The following is a 21,847-nucleotide window of genomic DNA, read 5'->3' as shown; positions in this document are numbered from 1 at the left end:
GCGTCAGTGCGCCAACTGCCGGTACAGCGCCGGCAGTGCGGCCGGTAGTCGCCGGATGTTGCCGACGATGGCGTAGCCGCCGCGACCGAACAGGGTTGGAAAATACGACTGCGCCGACGCATCGATGGTCACGCCGAACACCGCGACGCCGCCGCGTCGCGCTTCCCGCACCGCCTTGCGCGTGTCCTCGATCGCGAACCGTCCCTCATAGTGATCGACGTCGTTCGGCTTGCCGTCGGTCAGCACCAGCAGCAGGCGCTTGCGCTCGGATCGCTCGGCGAGCTCGCCGGCGGCGTGACGCACCGCCGTGCCGATACGCGTGTAGTAGCCGGGCCTGAGCGCGCCGATGCGGCGCTCGACCCGCCCGCTCATCGGCTCGCCGAATGCCTTCACGGTCTCCAGGCGGACCCACGAGTTGCGCCGCGAGGTGAAGGTGAGAATGCTGTGGCTGTCGCCGCAGGCCGACAGCCCATGCGCCAGCACCAGCAGCGCCTCCTTCTCGACGTCGAGGACGCGCACGCCATCGATCCATGCATCGGTCGACAGCGACACGTCGACCAGGAGAGTCACCGCGAGATCATGCGCCAGCGGGCGCATCGCGAGGTGCACGCGGTCGATGCCGCCATGGCCGGCATTGAGATCGCTGCGCGCGCGCACCAGCGCGTCGATGTCGAGGTCGTGGCCGTCGGCCTGCGCGCGCATGATCTCGTGGCGCGGCCGCAAGGTCTCGAACCTGCGCCGGACGCTGCGGATCCGCCGGCGCATCGCATCGTCCGGAGCCCACGCCTCGCCCGCTTCGGCGGCGTCGCCGGTCACGACGCGGCAATGATCCGGCAGATAGGCGCCGCTGCGATAATTCCATTCGGGATACAGCCGGCCGCTGTCGAGCCTCGCGGTGTCGACCGCCTCGGGCGGCAGATCGAGGTCGAACTTCAGCTTGCTCGCCGGCCGCCCCTTGCGCCTGGCGATCGCAAGCTCGTCGAGATCGTCGGCGGCCTTGCGGGCGTCGTCATCGTCGGTATCGTCGGACGGACGATCGACATTGACCATCTCCGCCATCGCGAGGATCTTCTCGAAGCGGTTGAGAATGAATGGATCGCGCTTGGCCGTGTCGTCGCGCTCGCGCCGCGCGAATCGCTTGCGGGTGTCGGGTGCCCCCTCCTGCTCTGCGGGCGTCTGCGTCTCGTCGTCGTCGCGCGCCGCGGCAACGGCATCGCGACCCCAGCAATCGCCCCACAGCGGACACGGCAGCATCGGCCGATAGCCGGGCGGGGCGGCCTGCGGCAACGGGCCGCCGGCGATGACCGCATTCCACAGCGCGCCTTTGGGCGGCGCGCCCGCGCCGAGCAGCGCCATGACGATGTGCTCGACCTGCTGCTCGAGCCGAGGCAGCGGCCGCCGCGGCCGCGCCGCAGCCAGCGCTTCAGCGAGTTGCGCATGCGGACGCGCCAGCCCCGGGAAGCGCGCCAGCACCAGCGAGGTCGTCTCACAGGCCCGGCGCAGCGCCAGCAGATCACGCCGCAGCGGATCGCGCTCCGCGATCGGCTCGACTGCCATGGTCGCGAACCACGCCGCGAGCCAGTGATAGAGCTGCGCATTGAGCGCGCGATCCGGCAGCAGCGCGATGGTCTCCGGCAGGAACACGGTGGCGCCGTCGCGCCCGGCCTGGTCGAGGCATTCGTCGCCGAGGCCAATGCGCTGGCGCCAGCCGAGCCGATGGCCCGATTTGCGCGCCTTGGCTCCGGCGATCTGCACGCCGCTCTCGCCGCCCAGCGCGCGGAACATGACGGCGATGCGGCCGCTGATCTCGTTCAGGGCGACGGCCTGGTCCGGATGGACCGGATAGCTCGAGGTCGTGCCGACCATGCGATGCCAGGCACGGCCGACGGTCTCCTCCAGTTCGAGGAAGTCGAGCATGGCTCACCCGATCACGGCATGCGCGACCTCGCGCAGCGCGGCCTTGACGTCGGCGTCGTCGGTGAGCGGCTCGATCATCGCAGCGAGCACGGCGTCCGCGATGGATGCTCCGGCGGCGACGAGCGTCGCACAATAGACCAGCAAGCGCGTCGAGACGCCCTCCTCCAGGTCATGGCCCTGCAGCGCGCGCAGCCGATGCGCGAGCGCCACCAGCGGCCGAACGCGCTCCGGCGCCAGCCCGCTCTCGGCGGCAACCACCACGATCTCCTGCTCGGCCGGCAGGAAGCCGAATTCGATGGCGATGAAGCGCTGCCGTGTCGACGGCTTGAGCGCCTTGTGCAGCGACTGGTAGCCGGGATTGTAGGAGACCACGAGCATGAAGCCGTCGGGCGCGATCAGCTCCTCGCCGGTGCGCTCCAAGGGCAGGATCCGGCGGTCGTCGGTGAGGGGATGCAGCACGACGGTGACGTCCTTGCGGGCCTCGACGACCTCGTCCAGATAGCAGATTCCGCCCTCGCGCACCGCGCGGGTCAGCGGGCCGTCGGTCCACACGGTGTCGCCGCCCTTGAGCAGATAGCGCCCGGTGAGGTCGGCGGCGGTGAGGTCGTCGTGACAGGCGACCGTGTGCAGCGGCAGGCCCAGTCGCGCCGCCATGTGCGCGACGAAGCGGGTCTTGCCGCAGCCGGTCGGCCCCTTCAGCAGCACCGGCAGGCGATGTCGGAACGCATGCTCGAACAGCGCGCATTCATGGCCGGTCGGCGTGTACGAGGGGAACGACGGGGCGGTATGGATCGCGTGCAGCGCGGGCTTCATGACAACTCTCCGTATCAGGGGGATGCAGGCGGCGGCATCGAGGCCGCCGCCTGCGGGATTTCACTCCGCCGGCTGCAGCGCGCCGGGCAGCGCTGCCTCCTTGGTGCGGCCGGGCACCAGCACGGCCCAGACGAACATCAGCGCCGCGATCGCCACGAACACGCCGGAGCCGAGCCGCACCCAGTAGAACATCGCGAGCTGGTCCTGCACGTCCATGTAGCTCTGGCCGAGCACGCGCTGCAGATGCACCTGGATGATACCGGCGAAGGTCAGTGCAAAGGTCATCGTCATCATCGCCGTGCACATGATCCAGAAGCTCGCCATCGAGAGCCACTGGTTATACGGCGCACGCTGGCGCAGCTGCGGCACCGCATAGGCCATGACGGCGAGGTTGAGCATCACATAGGCGCCGAAGAAGGCGAGATGGCCGTGCGCCGCCGTGACCTGGGTGCCGTGGGTGTAGTAGTTCACGCTGGACAGCGTGTGCAGGAAGCCCCACACGCCGGCGCCGAGGAACGCCATGACGGAGCAGCCGACCGACCACAGCAGCGCGGCGCGGTTCGGATGCTTGCGGCCGGCCTTGAGCGTCATCTGCACCGTGAAGATCACCATGGTGAAGAACGGCGCGACCTCGAGGGTCGAGAACAGCGAGCCGATCCACTGCCAGTAGCCGGGGGCGCCGATCCAGTAGAAATGATGGCCGGTGCCGAGGATGCCGGAGAACAGCGCAAGGCCAATGATGACGTAGAGCCACTTCTCGACCACCTCGCGATCGATGCCGTTGAGCTTGATCATCAGGAAGGCCAGGATCGAGGCCATGATCAGCTCCCAGACGCCTTCGACCCAGAGATGGACGATGTACCACCAGTACATCTTGTCGACGGCGAGATTGGCCGGATTGTAGAAGGCGAACAGGAAGAAGATCGCCACGCCCCACAGCCCGAACAGCAGGATGTTGGTCACCGTGGTCTTGCGACCCTTGAGCGCCGTCATCGTGACGTTGAACAGGAACATCAGGCAGACGACGACGATGCCGACCTTGATGATGAAGGGCTGCTCGAGAAACTCTCGGCCCTCATGGTAGTGGAAGAGATAACCGACGACGGCAGCCCCCGCGGCGCCGAAGAACATCCAGAACTGGATCTTGGCGAGCAGCGGGCTGTAGAGCTCGGTCTCGGTCTCCTCGGGCAGCAGGAAGTAGGTGGCGCCCATGAAGCCGATCAGCGACCACACGATCAGCGCGTTGGTGTGGATCATGCGGACGATGTTGAAGGGCAGCAGGACCGACAGCGTGTTCGGCAGCACGTAGATCGTGCCGGCGAGCAGGCCGAAGATGACCTGAGCGAGGAAGAGCGTCAGCGCGCCGTAGAAATACAGCATCGCGACCTTCTGGGTCTCATATCTCATCGCGGATCTCTCTCATGACGGGGGGCGGGATGCCGGCTCAGCCGGCCTTGTTCGGCGGCCAGTCCTGGCGCTTGATCGTGTCGGTCCATTGCAGGAAGTCCGCGAGATCGTTGAGCTCCTGGTCGGACAGGTTGAACTGCGGCATCTGCCGGCGGCCGGGCGCGCCGGAGGGTTGCGACTGCATCCAGGACTTCAGCATCTCGCGCGCGGCGGCCGGGTCCTGCCTGCCGCCCCAGCGGTCCCAGACATTGCCGACCTCTGGCGCGAAATAGGCGCCCTCGCCCAGCAGCGTGTGGCAGTTGATGCAGGAGTTTTTCTCCCAGACGTGCTTGCCGCGAGCGACGCCGTCGGACAGCGTCGACGCACTGGTCGAGGTCGTGACCATGTAGTAGTGGCTGTGCGCTGTGAGCCCGAGGAAGATCGCAAAGAAGAAGGCCGAACCGCCGTAGAAGACGTTCCGTGCGGCAGACTTGGTCAGGCGTTCCGCCATGACACGTCCTTTCCGTTTGGTGAAGGTCGATGGTGAAGGCAATCTACCGGCACTGCCGGGAGTCTCTTTGTCGCGGCGCAAGCAGCATGGCGATGGCGCGTCAGACCAGTGCGAGGATCGCCACCGCGAGCCCGGCGAGCGCGACCAGGCCTAGGAGCCACGATGTGAGCAGGCCCCGCCACAGCGCGGGCGCATGGCGCAGGCCGAGAAAATCCAGCACGATCACCCTGCCCTTGGCCAATGCGAGCACGAGCACGAGAGCATCGGCGAGCCAGCGATTCGGCAGCAGCAGCGAGGCCGCGAGCGTGGCGGTGGCGAGGCTCAGCAATTGAAGCCAGGCGAGCGTGAGGCGATCGCGGACCATGACTCATCCCACCAGATAGAGGATCGGGAACATCACGATCCAGACCAGGTCGACCATGTGCCAGAACGCCGTCCCGGTCTCGACGCTGTCGGGCGCGGCATGACGACCGACGCCTCCCAGGATGACCATCCCGAGCACGACGTGGAGCAGATGGAAGCCCGTGAGCAGAAAATAGAGCGTGAAAAACGGCGACGTCTCCAGGCCTGCGCCGGCGGCAATCTCCCTGCCATACTCGGTCAGCTTGACGGCAATGAAGGCCGCGCCGAGCAGGATCGCCAGCATGATCCAACGCCGTGCGGTGGGCGGCGATGCGCCTCTCGCCGCGGCCGCCGCGCGCGCCGCAGCCCACCCGCTCGTCACAAGCACGATTGTGTTCAATGCGGCGAGAGGTCCGTCCAGCATGGCCTGCCCGGCCGCGAACACGACTGGATTGACTGCGCGCGCCACGACGAAGGCGCCGAGCAGCAGGCCGAAAGCGACGAGCTCGCTGAGGATCAGGACCCACATCATGGGGTCGCCCGGCAACCCGTCGAGCACGCCCCAGCGCTCCGTTGGTTCCGGTTCGTATGTGAGTGCCGACACCGCCACCTCCGATCAGATGTCGGCAAAGCTAGTCGGGGCGGCAGACATGCTCTTTGTCGGCGCACAAACAGCACGGCGCCTGGATGCGCTACGGGATCGGCATCAGGAGCATGTCCATGACCGAAGCGCAGCTCGGCCTCGTCACCGCCACCCCGATCATCATCGTGTTTGCAGCGGCGCTGCGGCGCATGGGCGTGCTGTCGACCACCGGGACGGTGTCCGCGATCGCGCTCTCCGTTGCGATTGCGGTTGTCCTGTTCACCACGCAGTAACCGGGCCTGGAACCTTTGCCGCTCTCGGGCGTCAGATCGTCCGGAGGTGCCGCATGGACGACAACCGGTTCGCAGAGCTGCTCGGAAGCGCCGCCATCGGCGTCTGGGGCGACATGCCGCGCGACATCCAGGAGGCGCTGTTCGAGACGGCGATGCGCGGTCACGACGATCTGAGGCACGAACTCGCCAAGCTGCTTCACGACCGGCATCCGCGGACACAGCATCCGCCGCGCCCGGCGTGAGCGGTCTCAGTCGCGATGATCATCAGCCCCGAACTGTGATGGTTCGTCGTAGCCCTTGCGGCTGCTGTAGAACAACAGCACCATCAGCCCGATCCCCACGATGAGCGAAAACACCACGCCGAGCGTGAGCGCGATCCAGCCCTCGGCCGGCATCGGATCGCCAGGCAGGGTCATGCCCTGATAGGCGAAGATGACGGCGGCTGCGAGAATCAGCAGCAATGCAACGATGATGGTGATCGGTCCTGCCCGCATGGCGGTCGCACTCCTGACACGAGAACAGGACGGGACAACGATGGTTCCAGGACGGACGCGGCAACGGCGCACGGCGGCAGTTCCGAAATTCGAGGACGGAGTCCCCACCCTTCTCGCTGCGCCGCCGAAAGCATCGCGCTGCATCCCATCGCAGCATCATCTGCTCAAAGGATGACGCGCGCTCCTCCGCGCCTTGCCGCGGGCCGCATGGCTGCTCTCGCGGCGGATCGCTAGGCGTCGGGGAACTTAGCTGATAACCATACCGGCTTCCTATCGGCTAAAGAGGACAAGACCGGAGATGGACAACCGCAGCGAGATCTGGCGCGGCGTCGACGCGATCAAGACCCGTTTCATCGAGCTCAGCGACCGGGTGTGGAGCATGCCCGAGGTCTGCTACACTGAGGCCCGCTCATCTGCCGAACACCTCGCCGAGCTCAAGCACCAGGGTTTTCGCATCACCGAAAAGGTCGCGGGCATCCCGACGGCGCTGATGGGCGAATGGGGAGAAGGCGGTCCGGTCATCGCCTTCATGGGCGAATACGACGCCCTGCCCGGCCTCAGCCAGGAAGCAGGAGTTGCCGAGCATCGTCCGATCGAGACCGGCGGCCACGGCCATGGCTGCGGCCACAATCTCCTGGGCTCGGCGGCGCTGCTCGCGGCCACCGCCGTGAAGGACTGGCTCGCCGCCAACAAGGTCCCGGGACGCGTGCGCTACTACGGCTGCCCTGCCGAGGAAGGCGGCGCCGCAAAGGCCTTCATGGTGCGCTCAGGCGCGTTCGAGGATGCCGACATCGCGATCACCTGGCATCCGTCGAGCTTCTGGGAAGTGGTGATGACGCCCTCGCTCGCCAACACGCGCGCGGACTTCATCTTCACCGGACGCACCTCGCATGCGGCCGCCTCGCCGCATCTCGGCCGCAGCGCGCTCGACGCGGTGGAATTGATGAATGTCGGCGTCAACTACATGCGCGAGCACATGCCGAGCGACGCCCGCGTGCATTACGCGCTGCTCGACACCGGCGGCATCGCACCCAACGTCGTGCAGGCGCATGCGCGCGTGCGCTACTCCATCCGCGCGCGCGACCTGCCCGGCATGAACGAGCTGGTCGGGCGCGTGCACAAGATCGCGCTAGGTGCCGCGATGATGACCGAGACCAAGGTCGAGATGAAGATCATCTCGGCGGTCTCCAACATCCTGCCCAACACGCCGCTCGAAGAGGCGCTGCACGGGATCATGGAAGAGCTCGGGCCGCCGCATTTCGACACGACCGACAAGGATTTCGCCGGGCAGATCCAGGCGACCCTGACCGACAAGGACATCGAATCCGTCTACTACAGCATCGGCATGGACCCGACCGACAAGCCGCTGGCCGACTTCCTGGTGCCGCTGAACGCCAAGCGCAATCCGCAGATCGGCTCGACCGATGTCGGCGACGTCAGCTGGGTGGTGCCAACGGTGCAGGTGCACGCGCCGACGGTGGCGATCGGCACGCCGTTCCATACCTGGCAGGTCGTCGCGCAAGGCAAGACGCCGGCCGCGCACAAGGCGATGGTGCAGGCCGCGAAGGCCATGGCCGGTCTCGGCATCAAGGCGTTCAATGAGCCGGCGCTGATCGCAGCCGCCAAGGCCGACCTGAAGAAGCGGACACAGCGCACGCCCTATGTCAGCCCGCTGCCCGCCGAGGTCGAGCCGCCGCTGACCATGTCGGTCGTTTGAGAGAGAAACTGGGGGGAACACGATGGCAAAGACAGCGACAAAGAAGAAGCCGGCGGCGAAGGCCGCCAAGCCGGCTCCGAAGCGCGCGGCCGCGCGCGCCACGGCCAATAGGAAGCCCGCAAAGGCGAAGCCGCAGGCCAGACCACAGGCGAAGGCAGCCGCGCCAAAGCCGCGGCTGCCGAAAGGACCGGTCTGGCAGTGGTCGGCGCTCGACACCGCCGCTGCGATCCGCTCCGGCGCGGTCTCCTCGGTCGAGGTGACCGAGGCCCATCTCGCGCGCATGCATGAGGTCAATCCGAAGCTGAATGCGGTCGTCGTCGATCTGTCCGAAGAAGCCTTGAAAGCTGCGCGCGCCGCGGACAAGGCGCGCAACAAGGACGGCCTGCTGCATGGCGTGCCCGTCACGATCAAGGAGAACGTCGACTATGAGGGACGGCCAAACCCCAACGGCGTTCCGGCACAGATGGGGATCATCGCGCCGTCGGACGCGCCGGTCGTGCGCAACCTCAAGAAGGCGGGCGCGATCGTGCTCGGCCTCACCAACACGCCGGAATTCTCATTCCGCGGCTTCACGGACAACCCGCTGCACGGGCTGACCTTGAACCCGTGGGATCCCGAGATCACCTGTGGCGGCTCGTCGGGCGGCGCCGGGGCTGCGGTCGCCGCCGGCATCGGCACCATCGCGCATGGCAACGACATCGGCGGCTCGCTGCGCTGGCCGGCGCATTGCAACGGCGTTGTCACGATCAAGCCGACGCAGGGGCGCATCCCGGCCTATAATGAAAGCGCCGCGGCCGAGCGGCCGATGCTCGCGCATCTGATGTCGTCGCAGGGGCCGCTGGCGCGCAGCGTCGCCGACGTCAGGCTGGCGCTGGAGGTGATGAGCCGGCGCGATCCGCGCGATCCCTGGTGGGTGCCGGCCCCGCTCGAGGGCGAGACGCCCAAGCGGCCGATCAAGGTCGCGCTCGCCAAGATTCCTGATGACATGGACGTCGATCCCTCGGTGCAGGCCGCGCTCCGGCAGGCCGCGGATCATCTGGAGCGCTCCGGCTACCGGGTCAGCGAGGTCGAGGTCCCCGACATCTCCGGCGTCTGGCAGACCTGGTGCGACGTCATCACCACCGAGGTGGTTGTGATGCAGGAAGCCAAGATGCTCGCCGTCACCTCCGAAGACTTCCACAAGGCGTGGGGCGGAATGCGCGCCAAGGCCGAGATCCTCGACCTCGCAGGCTGGATGAACGCGACGGCGCAGCGCTCCACCCATATCCGCGCCTGGCAGATGTTCTTCGAGGAGTATCCGGTGGTGCTGGCGCCAACGACGGTCAAGCCGACGCCGGGCCCGCGCGAGGACACGGTAAGCCCGGAGCGCGTGCGTGATATCTTCTTCAACGAGATCCGCTTCATCTCGGCCATCAACGTGCTCGGGCTGCCCGGCGCGGTGGTGCCGGTGGCGGTTCACAATGGCCAGCCGATCGGCGTGCAGCTGATCGCCGGCCGCTATCGCGAGGACCTCGCGCTCGATGCCGCCGCGGCGATCGAGAAGCGCGCGGGCATGCTGGTGCGGCAGCTCTGGGAGCGGATGGCTTAGTCTCGCGCCGGCCCGAGGACCCCTGGTTCTCGGGCCGTCACGTTTCCGACATCGCTTCAGCCTCGATTGTCGAAAGTCGAACACTGACGCCCATCGCGTTTGCCCGAGGGAGCCCCTCGGGTTGACGGGACGTCGCCGACCTGTCTATTTTGATGTATACGAATGAATATAGCACGGCATCGGTACGGGCCGCTGCGCCGGAACGGGACTTGCAATTCACCGAAGCGAACCCGTCTCTGTCGATATGAACGAGGACAATTGTGATGAGATCGATGCGCTTCGTCGCCGCTGCTCTGTGCGCGGCTGCCGCTCTCCTGACTGGGGCAAACGCGTTTGCCGGCAGCGCCAACATCGCCGTGGCCGCCAACTTCACCGAGCCGGCGAAGGAGATCGCCGGCCTGTTCAAGGCCAAGACGGGGCACGAATTGGTGCTGAGCTTCGGCGCGTCCGGACAGTTCTACACCCAGATCAAGGAGAACGCGCCGTTCGCGATCCTGCTCTCCGCCGACGACGAACGGCCTAAGAAGCTGGTCGACGAGGGCCTCGGCGTCGCCGAGAGCCGCTTCACCTACGCCATCGGCAAGCTCGTGCTGTGGAGCAAGGATCCGAAGGCGGTGAAGGGCGAGGAAACGCTGAAGGCGAACGCGTTCAACAAGCTGTCGATCGCCAATCCCACCGCCGCGCCCTATGGCGCGGCCGCAGTGGAGACGCTGAAGGCGCTCAAGCTCTATGAAGCGATCCAGCCCAAGATCGTGCAGGGCAACACGATCTCGCAGGCGTTCCAGTTCGTCGATACCGGCAATGCCGAGGTGGGCTTCGTCGCGCTGTCGCAGCTGATGCCGAATGCCGGCGGGTCGCGCTGGCTGGTGCCGCAGACCCTCTACACCGAGATCCGCCAGGATGCCGTGCTGCTGAAGGCATCCGCCGGCAACGAGGCGGCGACTGCGTTCCTGACCTTCCTCAAGACTCCGGAAGCCCGTGCGGTCATCGAGAAGTTCGGCTATGCTCTGGACCCGAAGTCCGGCAGCTGAGCGCTCACGTCGATGAACTTCCAGGGATGAACTTGCACGTCTCGGCCGATATCTGGCAACCGGTCAGCCTGACCCTCGAATTGGCAGTGATCACGACCGTCATTCTGATGATCGTGGGAACACCGATCGCATGGTGGCTGGCGCGGTCGCAGGCGTGGTGGAAAGAGGCGGTCGCAGCCCTGGTGGCGATTCCACTGGTGCTGCCGCCGACCGTGCTCGGCTTCTATCTGCTCGTCGCGCTCGGCCCGAGCGGTCCGGGCGGGGCACTGGCTTCCTTGTGGGGCGCACGCACCCTCGCCTTCACTTTCCCGGGCCTCGTGATCGGCTCGGTGCTGTTCTCGATGCCGTTCGTGGTGCAGCCGATCCGCAACGCCTTCGAGGCCATGGGCGAGAAGCCCCTGGAAGCAGCCGCCACGCTGCGGGCCTCGCCCTGGCGCGCGTTCTGGACGATCGCCGTGCCGCTGGCGAGCCCCGGCTTCCTCACCGGCGCGATCCTCGGCTTTGCCCACACTGTCGGCGAGTTCGGCGTCGTGCTGATGATCGGCGGCAACATTCCCGGCAGGACGAAGGTGCTGTCGGTCGCGATCTACGACTACGTCGAGACCTCGCAATGGACCGAAGCCTCCGTGCTGGCGCTCGGCATGGTCGTGTTCTCGTTCGGCGTCATTCTGACGATGATGCTGATCGAGAAGAAGATGACGCGACGGGCGTCATGAGCACCGTCAAGGTCGATTTCCGCGGCACGCTCGGGCGCTTCGAGCTGAACGCGCGGTTCGAGGTGCCGGCGCGCGGCGTCACCGCGATCTTCGGCCCGTCCGGCTGTGGCAAGACCGCCGTCATGCGCAGCATCGCCGGCCTCAACCACCTGGACGGACGATGCTCCGTCGCCGGCGACGTCTGGCAGGACGAGAAGACCTTCCGTCCCGTGCACCGGCGCCCGATCGGCTACGTGTTCCAGGAAGCCAATCTGTTTCCGCACCTCTCCGTCCGCCGCAACCTGATGTACGGCCATCCCGGTCCGTCCGGTCCCACCGCCATCGGCTTTGATGAGGTCGTGTCGCTGCTCGGCATTGCCAAGCTGCTGGAGCGCTCGCCGCGCCATCTGTCCGGCGGCGAGCGGCAGCGCGTGGCGATCGGCCGCGCTCTGCTCAGCCAGCCGAAGTTGCTGCTGATGGACGAGCCGCTGTCGGCGCTCGACCAGATGACCAAGGACGAGATCCTGCCCTATCTGGAGCGCCTGCATGCCGCGCTCGACCTGCCGATCCTCTACATCAGCCACGATATCGCGGAGGTCGAGCGGCTTGCCGATCAGCTGGTGCTGATGCGCAATGGCAGCGTCCTGGCTTCGGGCCCGCTGTCCGTGCTCCAAGCCGACCTGACACTGCCGCTCGCGCTCTCCCGCGATGCTGCGGTGAGTCTCGACGCCACCGTTCTGAAGCACGACGCCATCGACGGCATGGTGACGCTTGCGGTGCCCGGCGGGCATTTCGTGCTGCCGGCCGAGCCGCTTGCGTCCGGAACACGCCGCCGCCTGCGCGTGCTGGCCGATGACGTCAGCCTCGCCGTGGAAATGCCGAGCCGCAGCACCATCGTCAACGTGCTGCGCGCGAAGATCCTGGAAATCCGCAGCCAATCGGACCACCGCGTCACCGCCCTGCTCGGCCTCGGCGAGGACGGTGAGGGCGCGCGATTGCTGTCGCGGGTTACCCAACGCTCGTGGAACGAGCTCGGCCTGCAGGCGGGACTTGCCGTCTACGCCCAGGTCAAGGGCGTCGCGCTGGTTCGGCGCGAAGAGCCCATCGTCTGATCGGCACGCGCCGACCTCCCCCGCGCCATCACAACATGTTGTATATGTGACAATACAGCATCCATTGTTATATCCTAAACAATACAGCTTTGGATCGAACAAGCCGAAGCCTCCCTGCTTTCCTCAATACAATGAACAAGTTGGTCGGCGCCTGACGATCTGGCCCGCGGCTTGCTCATTCGATCTCGCAACACGAGGTCATCAGCATGAAAGCCGCCGCCGTCACTTGGCATCCGAACGCGCCCAAGCCGCTCGCGCTGGTGCTGGGCACCAACGAGATCGCCTCCGCGATCGCGGCGAAGCTCAACCATGAGCGCTTCGCGCTCGTCCTTTGTCACGACGCCTTTCCGCCGGTGATCCGACGCGGCATGGCCTTTCACGACGTCCTGTATGGTGAGACGTGCGACATCGACGGCGTGATCGGCTGCCGGGCCGAGGGCATCGCGGACGTCGTGCGCATTCATCGCGAGCCAGGCCGGGTCGCCGTCACCGGGATGCATCTCACCGACATCATCGCGTTCCGCTATCCCGCAGTCATCGTCGATGCACGGATGCAGAAGCATCTGGCGACGCCGGATCTGCGCGGCGTCGCCGGCATCGCCGTCGGCATTGGGCCGCGCTTTGCGGTCGGGCACAATTGCGACATCGCGGTCGAGACACATCCTTGCGAGACCGGCGCGATCGTGGCGCACGGAACGACGCGCGATGCGGACGGCAAGGCACGCGATCTCGGCGGCGCAGGCCGCGAGCGCTTCGTCTATTCCGATCAGGATGCCGTCTGGCATACGCCGCTCGACATCGGCACCCGCGTCTACAAAGGACTGCAGCTCGGATCGCTCGGCGGCACGCCGGTGCTGGCGCCGCTCGATGGCGCACTGCGCGGCATCGCGCGCGACGGTCTGCGCGTGCCGGCCAACGTCAAGCTGCTGGAGATCGATCCGCGCGGCCGCCACGCCGCATGGACCGGCATGGACGACCGCGGGCGATCGATCGCCGCGAGCGTCGTCTCGGCTGTCCAAGAGATCATGCGAACCGGTCGGAAGGCGGGCCGCGTCTCCGCCAATGCGTGAGGAGGACTGCCATGGGTGTCGCTGAGGTCGGGACATGTCAGATCGTGGCGCTGCAGGGCGCCGCGTCCACCGTCATCCAGGAGCTGCTCGACGAACTCGCCACGCGGCTCGCAGGCATGGGGCTGCGCGTCTCCGGCGTGATCGAGAGCAGCGTCGACAAGACCAGGCCGTGCAAGGCCATGATGCTGCGCAGCCTCGACGACAACCGCATGTTCTCGATCTCGCAGGATCTCGGCCCGGGATCGCAGGCCTGCAACCTCGATCCCGAAGGATTGGTGCTGGCCTGCGCCGCCGTGCAGCAGTCGATCGCGCGTGGCACGGATGTCGTGATCCTCAGCAAGTTCGGCAAGCAGGAGGCGGCGGGAGGTGGCCTCGCCGACGCCTTCGGCTCGGCGATGTCAGCCGGGCTTCCGATCATCACGGCGGTATCGCCTGCGATGATGGAGGCGTGGACGCGCTTCGCCGGCGTGTTCGCCGAATGCGTCCCGGTCGAAGTCGCGCGCCGTGCCGGCTGGATCGAAGCGTGGTCCGGCCGCATGGTGACAGCGCAGAGCCCGCGTGACATGATCGGCTCACAACGCGAGCGGATCGGAATAGGATGAAGCGCGAAGCTCAGATCGCATTGACCATCACTTTCGGCAACGGCGGAAGTCTGTCGCCCGAGGATCTGCTGCTGATCGACTTCATCCGCCGGGAGCGCTCGATCCTGGGCGCCGCGCGCGCGAGCGGCATCTCCTACCGCAAATGCTGGCTGATGGTCGATGCGCTCAACCGCACCTTCGAGACGCCGGTGTTCGAGACCCATCCCGGCCGCCGCGGCGGCGGCGCCGAGATCACGCCGTTCGGCGAGCGGCTGATCGCGCTGTATCGCTCGATGGAGCGGCGCACCCGCACGGCCACCGCTGCGGCGCTCGTCGAGCTGCAGAAGGCTACCGATCCGCGCTATCAGAAGCGGGCCAGCGGCGCGGCCGAGGCAGCTCCGAAGGCCGAACCGCGCCGGGTCCGATCGCGACGCTCTTGATCATCGCCCAGGCCGATAGATCCGGCTCCAACGCCAGCCGCTCGACCGATTCCAAGGTCACGAGCGCGTGGAGCCTGGTCGCACCGAGATCGAACGTCACGCGCACATAGGGCGGATCGAGCGGCAGGATCTCCTCGATCCGGCCCGGCAGCCGGTTGGTGATCGACACATCCATCGGCCGCGACAGCGCGATCGAGACGTCGCGGGCCTCGATGGTCACGGAGACGCCGGCGTCAACAGCCGCATCGACCATCGGCACGCGCAGCTCGCCGTCGGCGAAGAACAATGTCGACATGCCGTATTGCGGATCATGGCGCAGCACGCGCGCCGGCACCGTCGTGCTGAGAACGACGGACGAGGCTGAAGACGATGCAGACGAGCCGGTCATCGCGCGGCAGCCTCCACAGCCTCAGGGCCGGTCGTGATCGTACAGGACGCGCACGCGGATCGTGCCCTCCACCGCGCGCAGCTCCGACAGCAGCGCCTCGCCCTCACCGCCGACCACGTCGGTCTCGAGCACGACATAGCCGACCTCGGGATCGGTCTGCAGATATTGCGCAAGGATGTTGATGTTGTGCCGCGACACCGCATCGTTGACCTGGCGCAGCACGCCCGGCACGTTCCGATGGACATGGATGAAGCGCGTGCCGGTCGGGCGTGCCGGCAACTGCACCTGCGGGAAGTTCACGGCGCCGAAGGTCGAGCCGACATCGGAATAGTCGATCAGCTTGCGCGCAACCTCGCCACCGATGCGGTCCTGCGCCTCCTCGGTGGAGCCGCCGACATGCGGGGTCAGGATCACGTTGGGCAGGCCCTGCAGCGGCGAGACGAACGGATCGGCATTCGAGGCCGGCTCGACCGGAAACACGTCGACGGCAGCACCTGAGAGCTTGCCCTCGCGCAACGCGCTGGCCAGCGCCTCGATGTCGACTACCGTGCCGCGCGAATTGTTGATCAGATAGGCGCCGTCCTTCATGTGACGGATCTGGCGCTCGCCGATCATGTTGGCGGTCGCCGGCGTCTCCGGGACATGCAGCGACACGACGTCGCTGATCGCCAGGAGCTCGTCGAGGCTCTCGACCGGCTCGGTGTTGCCGTGGCGGAGCTTGTCGGTGAGATCGAAGAAGATCACCCGCATGCCCATGGCCTCGGCGAGGTTCGACAGCTGCGAGCCGATGTTGCCGTAGCCGACAATGCCGAGCGTCTTGCCGCGCACCTCTCGGCTGCCATTGGCGGACTTGTCCCAGCCGCCCGCATGCGCCGACACCGATCGCGGGAAGATGCGGCGCATCAGCATCACGACCTCGGCGATCGTCAGCTCGGCGACGCTGCGGGTGTTCGAATAGGGCGCATTGAACACGGGGATGCCGAGCCGCTTGGCGGCATCGAGATCGACCTGGTTGGTGCCGACGGAGAAACAGCCGACCACCATCAGCCGGTCGGCGGCCTGCAGCACTTCCTCGGTCAGATGCGTGCGCGAGCGAATGCCAAGCATGTGCACGCCCGACAGCATACGCTTCAACTCCGCCGAACCGAGCGCCTTCGGCAGCCGTTCGATTTCCGTATAGCCGTTGGCCTCGAACATGCGGACGGCCGAGTCGTTCACGCCCTCGAGGAGCAGAACGCGGATCTTTTGCTTGGGCAGCGATAGCGGCATGGGCCTGGCCTGATTCAGTCGTGGAGGTGGCGTAGTGTAGCGGTTGTTACAGTCGCGATGCGTTGAAACTTGGTGAATGCGACGCGGCAGGGTGGCTTTCTGTCGCTTTCTCAGGGTCTTGTCCACTCCGTCGCGGCCTTTTGACCGGCGATGCAAAATCAGCGCCTGGCATACCTGCGGCGCTGCACGGTCCGCACTGCAACAACCGCAGATCGTTGTTTTGGCTGCTGACAAACCATGCGAGCAGAGCTAGCCTTTCCGCCAATCACAAAATCATCGGGAGGTCAGCATGTCAGACGGGATTGTCGAGACACGCGCGTCGGAGGTGTCGGGCGGTGAAACGCAGACGGTCGATGTCGCCGTCGTGGGTGCCGGATTTGCGGGGCTATATCTGCTGCACCGCCTGCGCAAGGCGGGCTTCTCGACCGTGGCTCTGGATACGGCCAACGACGTCGGCGGCACCTGGTACTGGAACCGCTATCCCGGCGCGCGCTGCGACATCCAGACCGTCGACTACAGCTACACCTTCGATCCCGAGCTCGAAAAGGCCTGGCAGTGGTCGGAGAAATACGCCACCCAGCCGGAGATCCTGCGCTATCTCGGCTTCGTCGCCGATCGCTACGATCTGCGCCGCGACATCCGCTTCGGCACCCGCGTGCTCGGCGCCGCCTGGGATGAGGCCAGGGAGCGCTGGCTGCTGACGACCGACCACGGCCCTGCCGTGTCCTGCCGCCACTACATCATGGCGACCGGCTGCCTGTCGCAGCCGAAGCCGCCGGAGATCGACGGCGTGCACGACTTCAAGGGCGAGATCTACTTCACCAGCCGCTGGCCGCATGATGGCGTGGACCTCTGTGGCAAGCGCGTGGCCGTGATCGGCACCGGCTCGTCCGGCATCCAGTCGATCCCGATCATCGCCGAGCAGGCCGCGCAGCTCACGGTGTTCCAGCGCACGCCGAATTTCGCGCTGCCGGCGCATAATGGTCCGCTCCCGGCCGATCGCGCCGCGCAGCTCGCGGAGGATCGCAAGGGGCTGCGCGAGCAGGCACGCTGGTCGATGACCGGCGTGCCGATCCCGCCGGCCACCGAGTTCAGCTGGGCGCTGAGCGAGGCCGAGCGCCGCGAGCGCTTCGAGAAGATGTGGGCCTCCGGCGATCTCGTCGGCATGCTGACGCAGCTCTGGGCCGACCAGGGCGTCGATGCCGACGGCAACGCGCTGCTCGCCGATCTCATCCGCGAGAAGATCCGCGAGATCGTCAAGGATCCCGAGACGGCCGAGGCGCTCACGCCGCACGATCACCCGTTCGGCGCCAAGCGTCCATGTCTGGACACGAACTACTACGCGACGTTCAACCGTCCGAACGTGACGCTGGTGAACCTGCGCAAGGAGCCGATCGCATCCATCACATCCAATGGCATCAAGACCGACAAGCGCAGCTTCGACATCGACGTCATCGTGTTCGCGACCGGCTTCGATGCCATGACCGGCGCGATCCGCGCGGTGCATCCGATCAAGGGCCGTGGCGGCAAGTCGCTCGACGACAGCTGGGCTGATGGCCCGGAGAACTATCTTGGATTGACGGTCGCCGGCTTCCCCAACCTGTTCCTGATCACCGGTCCCGGTAGTCCATCGGTGCTGTCGAACATGGCGGTGTCGATCGAGCAGCACGTCGACTTCGTGGTCGATCGTCTCGCCGCGATGCGCGACGCCGGCTTCACCACCATCGAGCCGACCGAGACCGCGCAGGCCGGCTGGATGCGCCACATGGCGGACTGCTCGACGGTCACGCTGCACCGGCTCGCCAACACCTGGTACACAGGCGCCAACGTGCCGGGCAAGCCGCAGACGCTGATGCCATACACCGGCGGCGTCGGGCCCTATCGCGGCATCTGCAACGAGGTCGTCAGCCGCGGCATGCTCGGCTTCAAGCTCACGGGCCCGAACGGTGCGAGCCAGTGCAACGACGGCGAGATCGTGAAGCTGCAGCCGGATGTGCGGCTGGTGCTGAACATGCTCACCGAGATGAACCTGCCGCCGATCGAATCGATGGGCGCGCAAGGCGCACGCGACTTCGTCGCCGAATTCAACAAGGCCCGACCGCCGGGCCGCCCCGTGGGCGAGGTCAAGGACGGCACTCTGCAAGGCGCCGAGGGCCCTCTTGCCTACCGCCTCTACCGTCCGGCCACGCCCGGGCCGCATCCGATCGTCGTGTATTTCCATGGCGGCGGCTGGGTGCTCGGCGACGAGCAGTCGGACGATCCGTTCTGCCGCGACATGTGCCGCCGCTCCAACATGATCTTCGTCAGCGTGAATTACCGCCACGCGCCCGAGCACCGCTTCCCGGCGGCGGCCGAGGACGGCTATGCAGCGGCGCGCTGGGTCGCCGAGCACGCCGCCGAGCTCGGCGGACGCGACGGACCGGTGCTGGTGGCCGGCTGGAGCGCCGGCGGCAACATCGCAGCCGTCACCTGCCAGCTCGCTCGGGATCGCGGCGGGCCTGCGATCGGCGGTCAGCTGCTGGTGTGCCCGGTCACCGACTGCAGCTTCGATCGTCCCTCCTACACCGATAATGCGGCCGGCTACTTCCTGACGCGCGGCCTGATGTACTGGTTCTGGGACATCTACTGCTCGCCGGCGGATCGCACCGATCCGCGCGCGTCGCCGTTGCGGGGCAAGCTGCAGGGCCTGCCGCCGGCCTACATCGTCACCTGCGAGTTCGATCCGCTGCGCGACGAGGGTGTCGCCTATGCGGAAGCGCTCGCCGCCGCCGGCGTGCCGGTCGGGCAACTCAAGGCCCACGGCCACTTCCACTCGTCGTTCACGATGGTCGACGTCGTCATCACCGGCGTCGGCGGCCGCATGCAGATGGCGGAGGCGCTGCAGGCGTTCACGCAGTCTGCGGAGGAAGGCGAATCGCCCGAGATCAACGCCGCCGCGAGCTGACCAGCGGAGGCCGCCGCCGAGCGTTGTCGCAACGACCCGCAGCTTTGCGGGCCGTTGCCGTGACGCGCAGCTTGCGCCGGATCGTCCACGCCGTCACCGAGACAACGAGCCAGCCGGTCGTTGCGGTGACGAAGGCGGTCGCGACGCTCGTCCGACAACATCACGAGACCGTCATCGAGCGTGGACGCACTCAGCTCGCCGCTGCGATGGCCTCGTCATAGGCACGAACCGAAGCGGCCGCGGTCTGCCGTACATCACTCGCGCTCATGCCCGGCTTGTACAGGCTCGAGCCCAGTCCGAAGGCCCGCACGCCGACTGCAGCATAGGAGGCGAGATTGCTGTCCGATACGCCGCCGACGGCGCCGACCACGACGCCCTTCGGCAGGACGGCAAGCTGCGCGGCAATTCCCGACGGACCGAGCACTGAGGCAGGAAAAAATTTCAGGGCCGAGGCGCCGCAGCGCAGCGCGAGAAACGCTTCGCTCGGCGTGAACACCCCGGGCATGGTCACCATGTCATAGGCCTGCGCGGTCGCCAGCACTTCGACGTCGACGTTGGGGCTGACCATCAGACGCCCGCCGGCCTCCGCGACCCGCACGCAATCTGCGGCATTGACGACCGTCCCTGCACCGATCAGGCAGTGCTTGCCGAACCGGGCGGCGAGACGCTCGATCGAGGCGAACGGTTCCGGCGAGTTGAGTGGAACCTCGATCAGCTCGAAACCGGCTTCGATCAGGACATCGACGACGGCCTCGGACTCGTCGGGTTTGATGCCGCGCAGGATCGCGACGAGCGACCGCTTGACGTGCGGCCAGGCAACGGACTTTGTCATGGTCGGAAACGCGCTCCCCAGATCTGCCGCGCGGCCTTGACCAGGCCGCGCCGGGACGCCTGCTCGGCATCACATTCGTTCACGTCGAAATCAGCAGCCGCCAGCGCCGCGCAGTAGAGACGGCCGAGCCGGCCCGCTCCGATCAACCGCAGCGGAAGCTCGGCGCCGAACCGCACCCGCGCGTCGGCGATCTCGCTGCCGATCAGAAGCCCGGAGAGCCTCGCAGCCCCGTCGGACCGCTGCTCGAAATTGAGGAGCTGGGCTGCGCGGAGCCGGAATAGCGCATTGGTCAGTGACGTCGGCGCGGCAAGCGCCGCCGCAAGGCTCTCGCGGAATGCCGCGTCGTGCGCGACGGTCGAGGCTTCCGGTTCGACGGCGTGCATCAAAATGCTATGCTGAGAGACGACAGCGAACAGCTCGCCAGTCATGTAGGTGGCAAAATCGATCACAGCGCCGGCATCGATCCGGATCCATTTGCTGTGCGTGCCCGGAATACAGACGATCCCGGTGAAGTCCGGCTCGGTGACGCCGAGCAGCTGGGTTTCCTCGCCGCGCATCACGTCCGGCTGATCTGCACGGGCCTGCGCCAGCCCCGGCAGAATCCTGACGTCGCCCTCGGTGTCGACGCCGATCGCGCCGGCGTGCAACGCCTCCAGCCGGGTCGGCGTGTGCAGATACGGCGCCTCGACCCAGCCTTGCCGGGCGCCGGCCATGCCGCAGATCAGCACCGGAACATCGGCCGGCGCGCCGAGTTGCGCCAGATGATCGCGCAGCACCGGCGCAAAGCCCGATGTCGCGCAATGCAGCATGCCCTCGCCACCACGGCTCTCCGCCTGCTCCGTGCCGTCTCCTGCCATTAGCCAGGCACGGAAACTGGAGGTGCCCCAGTCGACGGCGACAAAGGCCGGCGTTGCTGACGAATCGGCGGCGGTCACGTCCTGCTCCCGAACAGTTCGACATCTGGCAATGACATGCCCGGCTGGCCGCGCAAACAACAAATTGCATCGTGCACGATTATGCACGTTGTTATTCTTGTTCCTGCCTGATATGAGGAGGCATGTCAGACCTTCCACTGGCGCGTCGCGACCAGATCGCCGGCCGCCTCGCTACAGGGCACGCGGTCATCGCGGCCGCCCTGGCCCATGAATTCGGCGTCTCCGAGGATGCGATCCGGCGCGATCTTCGCGCGCTTGCCGCCGAAGGACGCTGCCGCCGGGTGTACGGCGGCGCATTGCCGATCGCCGGCGGCATGACCCCGATGGCGGCGCGGATCGGGCAGGATCGCGAACGCAAGCTGGCGCTCGCCCGGACAGCCGCCCGCGGCATCGCGCGTGGCGAATTTCTTTTCCTCGATAGTGGCAGCACCAACCTCGCGCTCGCTGAGGTCCTGCCCGATGATTTCGATCTCACCGTCGCAACCAACGCCATCGACATTGCCGCAACCGTGCTGCATCGGCAGGACCTGCAACTGATCATGATCGGCGGCTCCGTTCACCCCGCAGTCGGCGGCTGTGTCGACGCCGACGCCCTCATGCAGATGCAGCGCTTGAACATCGACCGCTGCTTCATCGGCGCCTGCGCCGTGTCGGCGCAAGGCGGCATCAGCGCGATTGATCCGACCGACGCAGCGTTCAAGCGGACGCTGCTGTCGCTGAGCCGCGTCAGCGTCGCAATGGTCACCAACGAGAAGCTCGAGACCCGAGCGCCTCACCGTGTCGCCGGCGCCAAGACGATCAGCCAGCTCACCGTCGAGCATGATGCGCCGGCGGCTCGACTTGCCCTGCTCAAACGGGCGGGAGCGACCATCGTGACGGCCGCTCCGCCGGTGTGACAGCGCCTTT

The 21,847-nt window shown here is 66.8% G+C and carries 23 protein-coding genes; 12 read left to right on the top strand and 11 right to left on the bottom strand.

The genetic code is table 11. From position 1 onward, the window contains the following. Positions 1–3: 3 nt before the first annotated feature. The 6 genes from QW845_RS26330 to QW845_RS26305 all read right to left on the bottom strand — a co-directional run bounded on the left by QW845_RS26330 (position 4) and on the right by QW845_RS26305 (position 5,573). A complete protein-coding gene (locus QW845_RS26330) occupies positions 4–1,917 on the bottom strand; it encodes a nitric oxide reductase activation protein NorD (RefSeq protein ID WP_315804431.1) in 1,914 nt (637 codons plus the stop codon). A 3-nt stretch (positions 1,918–1,920) separates the two neighbouring features. Then, the gene (locus tag QW845_RS26325) at positions 1,921–2,730 is read right to left on the bottom strand and encodes a CbbQ/NirQ/NorQ/GpvN family protein (protein ID WP_315804430.1); all 810 of its coding nucleotides are present in this window, start codon (positions 2,728–2,730) and stop codon (positions 1,921–1,923) included. 60 nt (positions 2,731–2,790) lie between these two features. After that, complete coding sequence (locus QW845_RS26320) at positions 2,791–4,137, bottom strand: cbb3-type cytochrome c oxidase subunit I (RefSeq protein WP_315804429.1); 1,347 nt, start codon at positions 4,135–4,137, stop codon at positions 2,791–2,793. A gap of 37 nt (positions 4,138–4,174) precedes the next feature. After that, complete coding sequence (locus QW845_RS26315) at positions 4,175–4,627, bottom strand: cytochrome c (RefSeq protein WP_315804428.1); 453 nt, start codon at positions 4,625–4,627, stop codon at positions 4,175–4,177. A 100-nt stretch (positions 4,628–4,727) separates the two neighbouring features. After that, positions 4,728–4,991 (bottom strand): cytochrome C oxidase subunit IV family protein, encoded by a 264-nt coding sequence (locus QW845_RS26310; protein ID WP_315804427.1) that lies wholly within the window; start codon positions 4,989–4,991, stop codon positions 4,728–4,730. 3 nt (positions 4,992–4,994) lie between these two features. Next, entirely contained in the window at positions 4,995–5,573 is a 579-nt protein-coding gene (locus QW845_RS26305) for a cytochrome c oxidase subunit 3 family protein (protein ID WP_315804426.1), read from the bottom strand. A gap of 116 nt (positions 5,574–5,689) precedes the next feature. On the opposite strand from QW845_RS26305, the gene QW845_RS26300 reads away from it, so the two are divergent. Together QW845_RS26300 and QW845_RS26295 are read left to right on the top strand one after the other, a co-directional pair. Next, positions 5,690–5,845 (top strand): hypothetical protein, encoded by a 156-nt coding sequence (locus QW845_RS26300; RefSeq protein WP_315717764.1) that lies wholly within the window; start codon positions 5,690–5,692, stop codon positions 5,843–5,845. A gap of 53 nt (positions 5,846–5,898) precedes the next feature. Further along, positions 5,899–6,087, top strand: coding sequence for a hypothetical protein (locus QW845_RS26295; protein WP_315804425.1), 189 nt, complete (start codon positions 5,899–5,901; stop codon positions 6,085–6,087). Between the two features lie 6 nt (positions 6,088–6,093). On the opposite strand, the gene QW845_RS26290 is transcribed toward QW845_RS26295, so the two are convergent. Further along, positions 6,094–6,339, bottom strand: a complete 246-nt coding sequence (locus QW845_RS26290) for a hypothetical protein (protein ID WP_315804424.1) — start codon at positions 6,337–6,339, stop codon at positions 6,094–6,096. Between the two features lie 298 nt (positions 6,340–6,637). Between QW845_RS26290 and QW845_RS26285 the strand changes: the two genes are divergently transcribed. The 8 genes from QW845_RS26285 (at position 6,638) to QW845_RS26250 (ending at position 14,573) form a co-directional block, all read left to right on the top strand. Continuing rightward, positions 6,638–8,056 carry a M20 family metallopeptidase gene (locus tag QW845_RS26285; RefSeq protein WP_315804423.1) on the top strand — a complete coding sequence of 473 codons (1,419 nt, stop codon included), beginning with the start codon at positions 6,638–6,640 and terminating at the stop codon, positions 8,054–8,056. A gap of 22 nt (positions 8,057–8,078) precedes the next feature. Beyond that, complete coding sequence (locus QW845_RS26280) at positions 8,079–9,644, top strand: amidase family protein (protein WP_315804422.1); 1,566 nt, start codon at positions 8,079–8,081, stop codon at positions 9,642–9,644. 263 nt (positions 9,645–9,907) lie between these two features. Beyond that, positions 9,908–10,675, top strand: a complete 768-nt coding sequence (modA, locus tag QW845_RS26275) for a molybdate ABC transporter substrate-binding protein (protein ID WP_315804421.1) — start codon at positions 9,908–9,910, stop codon at positions 10,673–10,675. Between the two features lie 26 nt (positions 10,676–10,701). After that, complete coding sequence (gene modB / locus QW845_RS26270; RefSeq protein WP_315804420.1) at positions 10,702–11,391, top strand: molybdate ABC transporter permease subunit; 690 nt, start codon at positions 10,702–10,704, stop codon at positions 11,389–11,391. Beyond that, on the top strand, positions 11,388–12,482 hold the full coding sequence (gene modC / locus QW845_RS26265; RefSeq protein ID WP_315804419.1) for a molybdenum ABC transporter ATP-binding protein: 1,095 nt from the start codon (positions 11,388–11,390) through the stop codon (positions 12,480–12,482). The genes modB and modC overlap by 4 nt, the downstream gene beginning before the upstream one ends. Positions 12,483–12,688: 206 nt before the next feature. Then, positions 12,689–13,552 carry a xanthine dehydrogenase gene (locus tag QW845_RS26260; RefSeq protein WP_315804418.1) on the top strand — a complete coding sequence of 288 codons (864 nt, stop codon included), beginning with the start codon at positions 12,689–12,691 and terminating at the stop codon, positions 13,550–13,552. Between the two features lie 11 nt (positions 13,553–13,563). Then, entirely contained in the window at positions 13,564–14,154 is a 591-nt protein-coding gene (locus QW845_RS26255; RefSeq protein WP_315804417.1) for a DUF2478 domain-containing protein, read from the top strand. Then, the gene (locus QW845_RS26250) at positions 14,151–14,573 is read left to right on the top strand and encodes a LysR family transcriptional regulator (RefSeq protein ID WP_315804416.1); all 423 of its coding nucleotides are present in this window, start codon (positions 14,151–14,153) and stop codon (positions 14,571–14,573) included. Before QW845_RS26255 ends, QW845_RS26250 begins: the two co-directional genes overlap by 4 nt. On the opposite strand, the gene QW845_RS26245 is transcribed toward QW845_RS26250, so the two are convergent. Together QW845_RS26245 and serA are read right to left on the bottom strand one after the other, a co-directional pair. After that, a complete protein-coding gene (locus QW845_RS26245; protein ID WP_315804415.1) occupies positions 14,482–14,961 on the bottom strand; it encodes a TOBE domain-containing protein in 480 nt (159 codons plus the stop codon). The two genes, QW845_RS26250 and QW845_RS26245, sit on opposite strands and share 92 nt — an antisense overlap. 21 nt (positions 14,962–14,982) lie before the next feature. Next, entirely contained in the window at positions 14,983–16,230 is a 1,248-nt protein-coding gene (gene serA / locus QW845_RS26240; protein WP_315804414.1) for a phosphoglycerate dehydrogenase, read from the bottom strand. Between the two features lie 289 nt (positions 16,231–16,519). Here serA and QW845_RS26235 point away from each other — a divergent pair, with 289 nt between their 5' ends. Then, positions 16,520–19,174, top strand: coding sequence for a flavin-containing monooxygenase (locus QW845_RS26235; RefSeq protein ID WP_315804413.1), 2,655 nt, complete (start codon positions 16,520–16,522; stop codon positions 19,172–19,174). Positions 19,175–19,364: 190 nt separating this feature from the next. On the opposite strand, the gene QW845_RS26230 is transcribed toward QW845_RS26235, so the two are convergent. Together QW845_RS26230 and QW845_RS26225 are read right to left on the bottom strand one after the other, a co-directional pair. Continuing rightward, entirely contained in the window at positions 19,365–20,006 is a 642-nt protein-coding gene (locus QW845_RS26230) for a 2-dehydro-3-deoxy-6-phosphogalactonate aldolase (RefSeq protein ID WP_315804412.1), read from the bottom strand. Continuing rightward, positions 20,003–20,941 carry a 2-dehydro-3-deoxygalactonokinase gene (locus QW845_RS26225; RefSeq protein WP_315804411.1) on the bottom strand — a complete coding sequence of 313 codons (939 nt, stop codon included), beginning with the start codon at positions 20,939–20,941 and terminating at the stop codon, positions 20,003–20,005. Before QW845_RS26225 ends, QW845_RS26230 begins: the two co-directional genes overlap by 4 nt. Positions 20,942–21,063: 122 nt before the next feature. Here QW845_RS26225 and QW845_RS26220 point away from each other — a divergent pair, with 122 nt between their 5' ends. Beyond that, positions 21,064–21,837: a DeoR/GlpR family DNA-binding transcription regulator gene (locus QW845_RS26220; RefSeq protein WP_315804410.1), complete on the top strand. Its 774-nt coding sequence runs from the start codon at positions 21,064–21,066 to the stop codon at positions 21,835–21,837. The last annotated feature ends 10 nt before the right edge of the window (positions 21,838–21,847 follow it).

It is taken from the genome of Bradyrhizobium sp. SZCCHNS3002 (genome assembly GCF_032377435.1).
Taxonomy (GTDB): Bacteria; Pseudomonadota; Alphaproteobacteria; order Rhizobiales; family Xanthobacteraceae; genus Bradyrhizobium.
Note: the sequence above shows the minus strand (reverse complement) of the source record. Positions and strands in the feature narration are given on the sequence as shown.

What these genes read in the sequence shown, in the direction of transcription:
- QW845_RS26250 (WP_315804416.1), top strand. Translation starts at nt 14,151, where the DNA reads ATGAAGCGCGAAGCTCAGATCGCATTGACCATCACTTTCGGCAACGGC.
- QW845_RS26245 (WP_315804415.1), bottom strand. Translation starts at nt 14,961, where the DNA reads ATGACCGGCTCGTCTGCATCGTCTTCAGCCTCGTCCGTCGTTCTCAGC.
- QW845_RS26285 (WP_315804423.1), top strand. Translation starts at nt 6,638, where the DNA reads ATGGACAACCGCAGCGAGATCTGGCGCGGCGTCGACGCGATCAAGACC.
- QW845_RS26330 (WP_315804431.1), bottom strand. Translation starts at nt 1,917, where the DNA reads ATGCTCGACTTCCTCGAACTGGAGGAGACCGTCGGCCGTGCCTGGCAT.
- serA (WP_315804414.1), bottom strand. Translation starts at nt 16,230, where the DNA reads ATGCCGCTATCGCTGCCCAAGCAAAAGATCCGCGTTCTGCTCCTCGAG.
- QW845_RS26280 (WP_315804422.1), top strand. Translation starts at nt 8,079, where the DNA reads ATGGCAAAGACAGCGACAAAGAAGAAGCCGGCGGCGAAGGCCGCCAAG.
- QW845_RS26235 (WP_315804413.1), top strand. Translation starts at nt 16,520, where the DNA reads ATGTCAGACGGGATTGTCGAGACACGCGCGTCGGAGGTGTCGGGCGGT.
- QW845_RS26255 (WP_315804417.1), top strand. Translation starts at nt 13,564, where the DNA reads ATGGGTGTCGCTGAGGTCGGGACATGTCAGATCGTGGCGCTGCAGGGC.
- QW845_RS26325 (WP_315804430.1), bottom strand. Translation starts at nt 2,730, where the DNA reads ATGAAGCCCGCGCTGCACGCGATCCATACCGCCCCGTCGTTCCCCTCG.
- QW845_RS26300 (WP_315717764.1), top strand. Translation starts at nt 5,690, where the DNA reads ATGACCGAAGCGCAGCTCGGCCTCGTCACCGCCACCCCGATCATCATC.
- modC (WP_315804419.1), top strand. Translation starts at nt 11,388, where the DNA reads ATGAGCACCGTCAAGGTCGATTTCCGCGGCACGCTCGGGCGCTTCGAG.
- modB (WP_315804420.1), top strand. Translation starts at nt 10,702, where the DNA reads ATGAACTTGCACGTCTCGGCCGATATCTGGCAACCGGTCAGCCTGACC.
- QW845_RS26290 (WP_315804424.1), bottom strand. Translation starts at nt 6,339, where the DNA reads ATGCGGGCAGGACCGATCACCATCATCGTTGCATTGCTGCTGATTCTC.
- QW845_RS26310 (WP_315804427.1), bottom strand. Translation starts at nt 4,991, where the DNA reads ATGGTCCGCGATCGCCTCACGCTCGCCTGGCTTCAATTGCTGAGCCTC.
- QW845_RS26220 (WP_315804410.1), top strand. Translation starts at nt 21,064, where the DNA reads ATGTCAGACCTTCCACTGGCGCGTCGCGACCAGATCGCCGGCCGCCTC.
- QW845_RS26295 (WP_315804425.1), top strand. Translation starts at nt 5,899, where the DNA reads ATGGACGACAACCGGTTCGCAGAGCTGCTCGGAAGCGCCGCCATCGGC.
- QW845_RS26230 (WP_315804412.1), bottom strand. Translation starts at nt 20,006, where the DNA reads ATGACAAAGTCCGTTGCCTGGCCGCACGTCAAGCGGTCGCTCGTCGCG.
- QW845_RS26260 (WP_315804418.1), top strand. Translation starts at nt 12,689, where the DNA reads ATGAAAGCCGCCGCCGTCACTTGGCATCCGAACGCGCCCAAGCCGCTC.
- QW845_RS26315 (WP_315804428.1), bottom strand. Translation starts at nt 4,627, where the DNA reads ATGGCGGAACGCCTGACCAAGTCTGCCGCACGGAACGTCTTCTACGGC.
- modA (WP_315804421.1), top strand. Translation starts at nt 9,908, where the DNA reads ATGAGATCGATGCGCTTCGTCGCCGCTGCTCTGTGCGCGGCTGCCGCT.
- QW845_RS26320 (WP_315804429.1), bottom strand. Translation starts at nt 4,137, where the DNA reads ATGAGATATGAGACCCAGAAGGTCGCGATGCTGTATTTCTACGGCGCG.